Here is an 11,109-nt window from a genome sequence, read left to right on the forward strand (position 1 = left end):
TCGCCAATAAATCTATCACACGTCAATACTGGGTCCAGCGTCACGCTGGCTCCTTGGCGGAGGGCGAGTTTGCTCACGGCATGTAATGTTTTCTGGCCCCGCTACGCGGAGAAGAAAAACTCAGCGCGTGTGATATTTCACACTTGCCTTCATGCCCCGCAGGGGTAAAGCGGAATTCAGCCAGCTATAAACCTATCGAACGTCAATATTGAGTCCAGCGTCACGCTGGTCCAGGTGAATCCGCTTGATGTACAGAAGCTCCATCGAGTTCATTTCGAGTCCCTTGATGTGCGGTTTGATGAGCAGGTTTTGCACCTGAATAAAAAGCGAGATCATCGCTGTATCGATTTCGGTCAATAGCGTCTGCGCCTCGTCGTAAAGGGCCTGGCGTTGTTTTGGATCGCGAATGACCGGGCCTTTCGCTACCAGTTCATCATAACGGGAATTGGCCCAGCGCAGGCGGTTATTGCCGCTGGTGGAAATAAACAGGTTCATGAAATTATCCGGGTCGGGGAAATCCGCCCCCCAGCCCAACCGGAACAGAGGCGGCGGGTCCATCTGCAACCGACTGAGAAACACCTTCCACTCCTGGCTTTCAAATTCAATGTCCACATTCAGATGTTGCTTCCATTGCGCTTGCAGAAATTCGGCGATGAGCCGGTTGCGGCTTTCTGTATTGAACATGGCTTGCGTGACAGGAAAGCCTTTGCCCTCCGGGTAGCCGGCGTCCGCTAACAACCGGCGCGCTTTTTCAGGGTTAAATTTTGGCCCGATATCCGGGTTGTAGCCAAACATGCCTTTCGGAATCCAGGAGGAAGTTGGAATTTCTCCTCCCTGGAGGATGATCGGAATTTGCGAGCGATCCACAGCGTGTGAAAATGCTTGCCGCACGCGAACGTCATCGAAAGGCGGTTTCTCGACATTGAAGCCGTAATAATACCCCCGCAACTGCGGCAGGCTTCGGTAATCCGGGCTATTTTTATAATGTGGTATCGCTACCGGCGGCAGTTCCAGAATATCCAGTTCCCCGGTTTCATAAAGGGTCAAGGCGGTGGTCGGTTCCTCCACAACATAAATCAGGACCGTATCGATCGCTGGCCGTCCTTCGTAGTGACGGTCGTTGGCCTTTAAGATCAGCTTGTATTCGTGTTTCCATTCATCCAGGGTGAAGGGGCCATTGGTCACGATATTTCCCGGTTCGGTCCAGAGATCTCCGTACCGCTCCACAATATCCTCTCGCATGGGAAACGTCACCATGAAGGTCACGATACTTGGAAAATAAACCACCGGTTTTTTGAGTTTGACTTCGAGCACCGTGGGAGTAACCGCGCGCACCCCCACTTTTGCAGGGTCGGTTATTTTCCCTGAGTTGTACTCTGCGGCATTTTCAATATCAAACAGAAAATAAGCGTACTGGGCGGCGGTTGCCGGGTTGAGCAGGCGTTTCCAGGAGTATTCAAAGTCGTGGGCAGTGACCGGTTTTCCGTCACTCCAGAACACATCGTCACGCAAATAAAAAGTGATGACCCTGCCGTTTTCGGAAAATTCCCAGCGTTTTGCCACGGCAGGAACCGCTTCCAGATCGGCATTATACTGAGTGAGTCCTTCCATGAGATTGGTGAGGATATTGAAGGAGATGCTATCCGTCGCCAGCGACCAATCCAGAGTGGGCGGCTCGGCCCTGACCGCCATGCGAAACGACCGTCCATGATTGTCAATGGAATCGGTGCAGGCGGATATTATCCCCAGCAGGATAATAAACGAAAATGTCCGTAAGTAGCTGGTTAGCAAGGCTTTAACGTTGACAGGAATCATCAAATTCATAGGCTAAGAGAATAGCATTCTTTCCACCATATTAATCCTTTACTTTTCAAGGGACATCGCTAGAATAAAATCCTTTAATCCAATCAAGAAATTTTATGGCAGACGATATCTCCTACATTCGCAGGTGGCTCAAGAAGGGTATCAGCAAGGATGGGCTGACCCTTGATCTTTCCAACAAGGGAATCCGCAACCCGGAGGCATTGGAATTGGCGGAAAACATGTCCGTTCCCGACCTGGAAATTATCTACCTGCATACCAACAAAATCAAAGACATCGGGTTGGAGGAGTTGGCCGAATCGGAGTTGTTTGAAACCCTCAAGGAGCTATGGCTTTACGAAAACCTGATCGGCAATGACGGGGCCCGGGCTTTGGCGGAATCTTCCAAGCTCGGCGGTTTGCGCTACCTGAGTTTATACACCAACCGCATCGGTGACGCAGGCGCTGTGGCTCTGGCTCAGTCTTCCGCACTGAAAAATCTGGAAACGCTGGATCTTTCGTTCAACCGCATCGGTGACGCGGGCGCTATCGCTCTGGCCGAATCCACCCAATTACAAAAATTAAAGGTCCTGCACCTGGACGCAAACCGTATTGGTTTTGAGGGCATGACAGCCCTCGCCCAGGCACCCGGACTTAAAAGTTTAACGACTCTTAACATGATGTACAACAAAATCGACCCTCAAGGTTTACAGATCATGCAGGATTCAGCACGCCTGCAGAACCTGAAAGCCGTGAAGACGGATTTGCTTGTCGCTGACGACTGATTGATGGACTCAAAAAAACACGATTTAAACCTCGTTCGACGGTTGCGGGAAAGCGTCGAAGAGGAGAACAAATGCCTGGACTTAAGGTATGAACGCATGGGAGATGCGGGAGTCACTCTGCTGGTGCGGAGTTTTGACCTTTCTCACGTCACCCGCCTGGAATTGAGTTGGAACGAACTCACCAGCACCGGGCTGACAGCCCTTGCGGAATGCGCCTCTCTCAAGAATCTGACATCACTAGTTTTGGATGCAAACAAAATCGGCAACGCTGGCATCGAAGCTTTGGCCAAGTCTCCGAATTTTGCCAAATTACAATTCCTCAGCCTGATCAACAATCGAGTCGGCGATGCAGGAGCCTTGCACCTGATAAAATCTTCCCTACTGGAAAACCTGCAAACTCTGATTCTCGAAATGAATCGCGTGGGCCGCTCCCGGCTGACACAATTTCCCGATGGCCCTGCAAACCCCTCGCTCCGCTTGCTGAACCTCAGGCGCAACGAGGTTGGCGACAGCACCCTCGCCGATTGGGTGCAAACCGGAGCATTCAGCCATTTGCAGCATGTAAACCTCGGCTGGAACCAGATCACCGACACGGGGGCCAAGACCCTGGCGCATGCTCCCACAATGAATCGTATTCAAGAGCTGATTCTCGATTCCAATTCCATTGGCAATGACGGCGCACAGGCTTTAGCGGACTCCAAACACTTGATGAGTCTGACTACATTATATTTGCACGACAATGGTTTTACCGGCAAGGGCGAAACCACCCTGCAGGATATGAAGATCCGCATCCTGGTGAAAAAAAATCTCACAGGTTCCGTCCTGAACCTCAACGAAAGCCGTCTGACCAACAAGGACATGGAAGCCCTGGCCCGCTCAGGAATGTTGGCGGATGTGGAAACGCTTTCTCTGCGTGCCAACGATTTTGATCACAGTGGACTCCGAGCTCTGACAGAATCCGGAGCGATAAAAAAACTGACCTCCCTCAACCTGATGCACAATGGCATCGGCAATAAAGGGGCCGTTCTTTTAGCCGAAAGCACGATGTTGAAGCATTTAAAAACCCTCAACCTCGAACGCACCGAAATCACTTGCCCGGGGTTTCTCGCTCTAACACAATCGAGCAACTTAAATAATCTGGAAGAGTTGAATCTCAGCCGCAACAAAATCACCGAGAGAGGCATTCGCATGCTCTCCGGGTCAAAAAACTTCAGGAACCTGAAAACCTTGCGGGCGACCGACATTTTCATGGGCGATACGGGTTTCGAAGCCCTGGCCCTGTCGAACCACCTGGAGCAATTGCAGGACCTGCAGGTCAGTGGCAATGAAATCACCCGATCCGGTCTGGAATCATTAGCCGTTTCGCCAAATCTTGCATCCCTCAAAAAGCTCGACCTGCGTCGCAACAAATTTAAAATGGAAGACGGTCTTTTCCTGCAGGATTCTCCCCGCTTTAAAAAACTCGAAACCCTGCGGTTTTAAATTTTCGAAACTTTTATACTCTTCTCAAAATACGCTTGAGTTCAAATAAGGGTGTCTGCCCAAAACTCTATTCCACATCCCAGCCTTTGCTCTTCATGCAGTAATCGTAGATTTCCTTGTGCTTTCTTTCCCAGGTAATTCCGCCCTGCCATTCATCAAATTTAACACATTTGTGACTTTCACAGGATTTGCTTGTGACCGAAGTTCCGTATACTGAACTCATTGAAAACGAAAAAAGGCTTGACGTTAGATTCGTTTGCAGTTAAAAGTATGCTTCCCTGAAAACATTGAATAACCAATTGTTCACGCTTCTCTAACCATAAACAGAAGTGCCTAGAATGGGACATTTTTTATGACAAAGCAATCGGCTGTTAAAAAGTATTCCTTTGAAATAATCGTTTCTTCTCTGATCACAGTCATCATCGCAATTTATTTTGTGTCCCCCCCCCTTGGCCAGGCGCAGGTTGAAACCGCTGAATCCTTAAATAAAAAAGTGATGTCCCTTTACCATGCCGGTGAATATAGAACCGCCTTCCCCCTTGCCATGCGGGTTTTGAATCTCCGCGAAAAAACTCTGGGTCCGAATCATCCTGACGTGGCAGTCGCCTTGCAAACTCTGGCCGGGCTGTATGAGGCTGTTGGCGATTACAAAAATGCCGCTCCCTTCGACAAGCGGGCTCTGAAAATTCTGGAACCCGATGCCGTTATCGAAGACACGCCTGCAACTTAAAAATCTCCAACCACCGTAACTTCTTTCAAATTGTCAGCGTTATTTATCCGTTCACTTGGGAACATTGAGGTCACTGAAGTATTCTTTTTTCAGGAACCGGTTGCCTGAAAGATATTTTACCGGGCAAACAAATAAAAAGATTTTGACGATAGAACGGGCGGCTTTCAACACATCTTCGATCAGCAAATTCATTTTTGCAATCCTTCCCGCAAAAATAATTTCAAAATAGGACGCCGCGACCTGCTTTCGCCTCTCCTCCGTGTCAAACCGGGATTTTATACCTGCGAGTTCCCCGCAATCGAGCCAAAACCCTCCGCATTTGGGACATTGGAACACCTCCACTCCAATCTCCTTGCTGAAAAAATGTCTCAATAACAGGGACGTTGTGCAATGAGGACAAATGGCCTCCACATTCCGAAAAAACCGCACGCCCTCGGCCCTTGGGACATCCAACAGACGCTCTCCGGCACCGATATATTGCCCTTGAAGTTTCTGCACTTCATAATGTCCGAACCACAGCCCTCCACACCCTTCCCTGCAGGCGAAAACCTTAAGGCCTCCTGCCGATTTTAGGGTCAGTTCCTGATGGCATGACGGGCACTTCATTAGCAACTCCCACTTCGGTAAATTTTAGTTCCTAGCAATTCATTCGTCTTTTTTGACAAAACCGGTTGTCGATCCTATATTGTTTCTTGACTGCAGAAAATTACGGGTCTTCCCAAGGAAAATTTTCACCACCATTTAATCAGCCGTGAGGGACCATGAAAAATTCTCACTATTATACGTTCTTGATACTTTGCAGCCTGTTTTTTTTAATCACGGGTTGCGACAAGGGGAAAACCGATTCCGAAGGAAAGAACACGGACGCAAATGAAAAATCCATTGCGGATGTTGCGAGTCGCGTCATTTTGGGGGCGATCACGGCCCCTGACACGGAACCGGGCGCTGCTGAAAATAATGAAGGTGTGGGACATTACAAAGAAGGGCATTGGAAGACATCGGCAAAACACTTCCGGGAAGCTATTACCGCCGGACCTCAATTGGCCGAAGCGCATTACAATTTAGCCTTGGCACTCGACAGACTGGGAGACCACGGGGGAGCGACCCAGCATTTTCGCGAAGCTCTGGAACTTGCTCCTGATAATCCAAAAATCAAAGATTCCAAAATTCTGAAAGAACACCTGGGGATGTAAATAAGCGCTAAAAATAAAAAAATTAAGGGTAGGTCACATTAAAGAACGCAACAAATTGATCTCGTCCGGTTTTCCCCTAAAATCTCGAAAAACCAAAAAACCGCCCTCTACCTTTTCTCGCACGTATTCAATCCCGGTTTTTTCGAGAAATTCTTGATAAGAGGAAAGTTCCTTTTCTTGCAATGACGGAATAATAATTGCGAAATCCTTTTCTTTGACCAGCATTCTATTAATTCTCTCTGCACCATCATTATTTGAGTAATCACCCACTTTGACATTTTTCTGGGTCAAAAACGTAATCATTCCGGCCGTTTCATAATCAGAATAAGCAGAAGAAATTCCTTTTTCTTGGCAAAATTTTATTATCCCATCATAAGGGGAAGACATTCTAATTATGGATAAATCCTTAACAATTCCGTCTTTCTTTGCATTATAAGTATCGGCGGTGGCATAGTATAAAGAATAGGTACTAGCAGTGTTTGTATAAAAATAGTAGGTGTTAACAATTCCAAACCCAAGCCAAATTGCCAGAAAAACGGTAAACTTTTTATTGTGGGCCGGGCGTAAACTATCGAGGTAGAGTGCTCCAAAAACTGCCACCACCCCATGAAGAGGAAGTAAATATCTGACATCGGGACCATTTTTTAAAATCAGAACTGCGGCGCAAATTAAAATGGGGAAAACAGCGAAAACCAATGACGGCTCAAACGTTAGCCTTTTTAGTCGAACGATTTTCCTAATCTCTTGCCATCTGGATCTAAAAAAGAATACAAAGGAGGTGACAATTAATACAGCCACCCCTGCAGCTAAAGCGCCATTGATCAAATTCAAAAGCGTCAAATCAGAACGAAAAATGGAAATTAGAGGGACTCTCACTCCAAGAAATTCTGGGAGGTCATAAAATACCAATTTCCAAAGATAAGCGATTATATTAGTCGGGATCAAATCTACATCAAAACCCTGCCCTCCCTTTTTGGTTTCACCTGTTAAAATGCTTGCGATTCTAGGTGAGATACCAATAAGAAATCCAAAACAACCAATTACTATTAAACGCCCCAAAAAAGCGTTGCTGGTCACAAATAGATTCTTGAACCAATTAATTTTAGATTTTATATCTTTATTAAAAATTAAAACCCTAACAATAATGAGGACCAGCAGCTGACCTACCGGTTTATGAAGTTTATTGATCTGCAATATGGAGTGACCAGCAATATCTATCCCAAAACCTCCAAACACGTATGAAAATATAATTGCTGCAAAAAAAACAAAAATAACTCCATCTAATACCATTACCAGCTTCCGTTTTTTTGATTGGGAATCTTGAAACCGCGCACGAATTTTTCTAACGGAGAATGTGTTTCGAACAACTTCCCAGTGCTTCCAACTCAGCACATATAATATGGCAATGGTTGCAATATAAAGGATGGAATAGGTATAACTGTATATTGCAAACCCCATGACAAAACCAAGCAATAAAACAGGTCCTGTCCCGGAAACCTCAGACTCTTTTATTTTAAAAAAACACAAGAATATAATATTGCCGAGAAAGATAATGAGGTTGTGTTGCCAGTTATTCGAACTTATAAACAAAATCGCAGGGGAAGAAAATATTACAAGTAAAACGGTGATTAAAGCGGCTGAAGGCTGGATTTTTTTGGCAATCCAGTAAGTCGATAATACATAAAGTGCATAAGCAAGGGTTCCTGGCAATTTATAAGCCAACGCCCCAACTCCAAGAAGCCAGAAAAACGGAATCGCGGTGAGCCCCAAAAATATTCCCGCATATCGTTCTCCATCATAATAAAAAGAAACTGGGCCGCCTTCCTGTAAATTTAGTATTTGCAGAGCCTGATGGGCTTCATCGTAGGTTAAAAAATAATCCGCATTTATTAGAATAGGAAGTCTGAGTATTACAAGAACCAAAAAAATGAGTAAGGCCGCGATAATATTGAAAATTAATAACCACAATCTAAACTTAGGAGTCACTTTTTCAACAGGTTGCTTTATATTCATCTTCCAAGCTTATTGTATTATTAAAAATCAAATTGAGCGCTTCCAACCACTGCGCCCATCATTGTATAGTAAAATAAAAAAATTTTGCTTTCTAGGTTGAGGGACAACCATTTCTGATATTTCTAGGAATTTCAGGTAGCAACAAATCGTCGAGGGAGGGGGTTTCATAACTCTTAAAGGGGGAAAATCATAAATCCTTCAACGGATAAATCAGGTTCATCCCGTTTAATAATTGGCTGCTATTTTAGAAACTGTCTGGTACGTCGATTTTTGGGGGGAATTTTTTAAAAAGTCATATTGAGGCCATTGATCTTTGGCTGCGTAAATAGAAGTATTTTTTGTCGATACTGAGGGCATCACAACAAAAAGAAACCCATGATATAAATCCGACAAAAAGTTTCCGTTTTTGATTGCATTTGAAAATCTTCGGATTGCAAACCCAGGGTTCAATGTAACTGCTCGTTTATAGGCGTACTTCATGAAACTCTGCAGGGTTTCATAAGAAAGTTTTTCATGGGCAAACAATTGTTCATCGGAATAGACAACATACTTATCCCAATCAAAAGATTTCACTAAACCTTTTTCCACGTAGTTATCAAACATTGCCGTTCCTGGAAAAGCAATCGCCAATCCAAACTTGAGCAAATCTACTGGAAGGGTCCGTCCATATTCTATCGTGTCCAGCATGGTATTTTCATCATCGCAGGAAAGACCCAGCATTAAATATGCATTTGTTTGCAAGCCAGCGGCCCTGGCCTTTTTAACAGCAGTTCTGCCCTGTTCAATGGTAGCTTTTCCTCCTTTTCCAAAGCCCTTCAAAACCTCATCGTTGCCACTTTCAAATCCAAAGGAAACCCGATAGCAGCCTGCTTTGCTCATTTTTTTGAACAAATCATCATCAGCGCTTTCAACGCGTATTCCATTATTACAGGTCCAGTGCATATCGACATTTGCCCTGCTAATAGCATCACTGACCTCCCCTGCCCATTTTTGATCAGAGGTGAAAATATCATCCGCCAACCAGAATTCTCTGAAACCCAAGGAACTTAAGTATTTGACTTCGTCAGCACAACGCTCTGGAGATTTTTTTCTATAACCAAGAGACATCGTAACTTTGCTGGCACAGAAATCACAAGTGAACACACATCCTCTGGAAAACTCCACGGTAGCTACAGGTGGATATGAGGCAATAAGTTTGGAAATCTTTTTGTAATCGGCAGGATCATAAAGCTCCCAGGCAGGCATTGGCAAGTCATCCAGATTTTCAACGGGGGGTCTTTGCCCGGTACTCACAATTTCGCCCCCAGACCGATAATACAGTCCTTTAATTTCGGGAAAAGACTTCCCGTTGCAGATTTCCGCGAACGAGTAATCGGCTTCACCAACACAAACTGCATCCATTCGGGATTCATGCAGACTCTCTGTCGGCAGTGCGGACGGGTGAGCCCCCCCACCCACGATTAAAATTTTTTCCGATATATTTTTAATGATGCAACTGATATCGCGCAGTTGGTTCATTCCAGGGGTTGTAGCGGTGATCCCTACAATATCCGGCTTGGCGTACCGAATACTTGATTGTATCAACTTGTAATCATAGGGGCGCCAGCAAAGGTCTAAAATCTCTACGTCGTGACCTTCTTGTTTGGCCACTGCAGCGATGGTCGCCAAGCCCAAAGTTGGGAAAAATGGGTTGACGATCGATGCTTTTGAATTTCCATATGCTGCTTGGTAGGAAGGATTTATTAAAAGAACTTTTGCCATTAATTCATTCCCTGACTAAAATTATGGGGTTTCTTCCTGTATAAGTTTTATTTTTTATCTTCAATATATCCCGTACGCTCTCACAATGAGGGGTTCTTTACTGAATATATTTCGATGGTACCACCCTTTTTTATTATTGCCTCGATTATAGATAACATTAATGAGAGTGGCAAATACAAAGGCATGAGAATAAATGTTTTCAGGTAATCCATGATTCGGTAAGTATCATGGTCTTTCTTTCTCAGATCAGAACTTTTTAAAAGGTCATACAAAAGATTTTCCCGGATTCCAGTAGCATTATATAGAGTCTGCAGCCAGCCAAACGGGTTGTACTCAAATTTAAAATGCCTTGCCACTTCAACCTTGAACGCGTTTTTTTCAAGCAGGTCAATTAAACTTTTTGAAGAAAAGTGATAAAGATGGCAAGGGAGGTCCAACTGAAACCATTTTCTTTTGCCAAAGTAAGCTTGCAGGCTGTCTATATTTGGTACTGCCGTTACAAGAAGGCCGCCTTTTTTTAAAATTCGATAACACTCAGTGATCACTTCGTCCGGGTTTTCCAAATGCTCCAGGACATGGTTGATGCTCACCACATCAAAACTTTCATTGTCGTATTCACAGTCTTTTAATGCCCCTGTTTGGACATCAATCCCATAGATATTCGACGCGTAAGAAGCGGATGTTTCACTGAACTCTTGCCCGGCCACCTCCCAACCATCTTCCTGCATGATATGAAGAAAAAGTCCGCGTCCACAGCCAATATCAAGAATCCGCCCATGATCCCTAAAACGTTCGATTCTCTTCCGCTTCCTAACAGTTAGCAGATGAATGATATATTCCAGAACTGGATTAAATCTCTTTCCAGTTTTTGTCCGGTAATTTCCTGTAGAGTACAACCTCGCTAATTCTTCGTGGGTGGGAAAAGGGTGGGTTACCCAAATCTGGCAGGATGAGCAATTGTATACATTGTATTTATTATTATTTTTGACCACATCATCAAAAATAGAGAGCTCAATTTGATCTTTGCAAAGGGGGCAGACCGGCAACATAGGACAGCTACTTTTTGTCATTTCATACGTATTACTGGAATGAGCTAAATTAGTTTTAAGCATCCCTATCCTGCGCATTCAAAGAAGATGGCCCTGATCCCTACGAAAAGAACCCTATCGCCTGAACAGAACTTGTAGAAGTAAGTAGCTTTATATTAGTTGGTTTGAAAAAGCAAGTTTACCACGGTCTATAAATCCAAAATTATAGAGCGCCAGTGATTATAGCTCAAAGCGGAAACAAAAAAATAGCCCAAAGGGAATAATCCCCTTGGGCTATTTGAATGATTATCAATTAT

General features: G+C 44.7%; 9 protein-coding genes. 4 read left to right on the forward strand and 5 right to left on the reverse strand.

The annotated features are described in order from the left end of the window. Window positions 1–192 precede the first annotated feature (192 nt). Entirely contained in the window at window positions 193–1,824 is a 1,632-nt protein-coding gene (locus O3C58_09285) for a peptide ABC transporter substrate-binding protein (GenBank protein MDA0692048.1), read from the reverse strand. A gap of 95 nt (window positions 1,825–1,919) precedes the next feature. On the opposite strand from O3C58_09285, the gene O3C58_09290 reads away from it, so the two are divergent. From O3C58_09290 to O3C58_09300, 3 genes are all read left to right on the forward strand, one after another. After that, window positions 1,920–2,585 carry a hypothetical protein gene (locus O3C58_09290; protein MDA0692049.1) on the forward strand — a complete coding sequence of 222 codons (666 nt, stop codon included), beginning with the start codon at window positions 1,920–1,922 and terminating at the stop codon, window positions 2,583–2,585. Window positions 2,586–2,588: 3 nt separating this feature from the next. Then, complete coding sequence (locus tag O3C58_09295; GenBank protein ID MDA0692050.1) at window positions 2,589–4,067, forward strand: hypothetical protein; 1,479 nt, start codon at window positions 2,589–2,591, stop codon at window positions 4,065–4,067. Between the two features lie 352 nt (window positions 4,068–4,419). Beyond that, complete coding sequence (locus tag O3C58_09300; GenBank protein ID MDA0692051.1) at window positions 4,420–4,797, forward strand: tetratricopeptide repeat protein; 378 nt, start codon at window positions 4,420–4,422, stop codon at window positions 4,795–4,797. A 51-nt stretch (window positions 4,798–4,848) separates the two neighbouring features. Here the strand turns inward: O3C58_09300 and O3C58_09305 are convergent, their stop codons facing one another. After that, window positions 4,849–5,403: a zf-TFIIB domain-containing protein gene (locus O3C58_09305; protein ID MDA0692052.1), complete on the reverse strand. Its 555-nt coding sequence runs from the start codon at window positions 5,401–5,403 to the stop codon at window positions 4,849–4,851. A gap of 155 nt (window positions 5,404–5,558) precedes the next feature. Between O3C58_09305 and O3C58_09310 the strand changes: the two genes are divergently transcribed. Further along, a complete protein-coding gene (locus tag O3C58_09310) occupies window positions 5,559–5,990 on the forward strand; it encodes a tetratricopeptide repeat protein (GenBank protein MDA0692053.1) in 432 nt (143 codons plus the stop codon). 33 nt (window positions 5,991–6,023) lie between these two features. Here the strand turns inward: O3C58_09310 and O3C58_09315 are convergent, their stop codons facing one another. The 3 genes from O3C58_09315 to O3C58_09325 form a co-directional block, all read right to left on the reverse strand. After that, a complete protein-coding gene (locus tag O3C58_09315) occupies window positions 6,024–8,003 on the reverse strand; it encodes a glycosyltransferase family 39 protein (protein MDA0692054.1) in 1,980 nt (659 codons plus the stop codon). Window positions 8,004–8,228: 225 nt separating this feature from the next. After that, window positions 8,229–9,764 carry a radical SAM protein gene (locus O3C58_09320; GenBank protein ID MDA0692055.1) on the reverse strand — a complete coding sequence of 512 codons (1,536 nt, stop codon included), beginning with the start codon at window positions 9,762–9,764 and terminating at the stop codon, window positions 8,229–8,231. An 80-nt stretch (window positions 9,765–9,844) separates the two neighbouring features. Further along, the gene (locus tag O3C58_09325; protein MDA0692056.1) at window positions 9,845–10,876 is read right to left on the reverse strand and encodes a methyltransferase domain-containing protein; all 1,032 of its coding nucleotides are present in this window, start codon (window positions 10,874–10,876) and stop codon (window positions 9,845–9,847) included. Window positions 10,877–11,109: the final 233 nt, after the last annotated feature.

The sequence above is a fragment of the Nitrospinota bacterium genome, assembly GCA_027619975.1.
Taxonomy (GTDB): Bacteria; Nitrospinota; Nitrospinia; order Nitrospinales; family VA-1; genus JADFGI01.

Excerpts from the sequence above, each read along its gene's own strand:
- O3C58_09285 (MDA0692048.1), bottom strand. The coding sequence starts at position 1,824 with ATGAATTTGATGATTCCTGTCAACGTTAAAGCCTTGCTAACCAGCTAC.
- O3C58_09290 (MDA0692049.1), top strand. The coding sequence starts at position 1,920 with ATGGCAGACGATATCTCCTACATTCGCAGGTGGCTCAAGAAGGGTATC.
- O3C58_09295 (MDA0692050.1), top strand. The coding sequence starts at position 2,589 with ATGGACTCAAAAAAACACGATTTAAACCTCGTTCGACGGTTGCGGGAA.
- O3C58_09300 (MDA0692051.1), top strand. The coding sequence starts at position 4,420 with ATGACAAAGCAATCGGCTGTTAAAAAGTATTCCTTTGAAATAATCGTT.
- O3C58_09305 (MDA0692052.1), bottom strand. The coding sequence starts at position 5,403 with ATGAAGTGCCCGTCATGCCATCAGGAACTGACCCTAAAATCGGCAGGA.
- O3C58_09310 (MDA0692053.1), top strand. The coding sequence starts at position 5,559 with ATGAAAAATTCTCACTATTATACGTTCTTGATACTTTGCAGCCTGTTT.
- O3C58_09315 (MDA0692054.1), bottom strand. The coding sequence starts at position 8,003 with ATGAATATAAAGCAACCTGTTGAAAAAGTGACTCCTAAGTTTAGATTG.
- O3C58_09320 (MDA0692055.1), bottom strand. The coding sequence starts at position 9,764 with ATGGCAAAAGTTCTTTTAATAAATCCTTCCTACCAAGCAGCATATGGA.
- O3C58_09325 (MDA0692056.1), bottom strand. The coding sequence starts at position 10,876 with ATGCTTAAAACTAATTTAGCTCATTCCAGTAATACGTATGAAATGACA.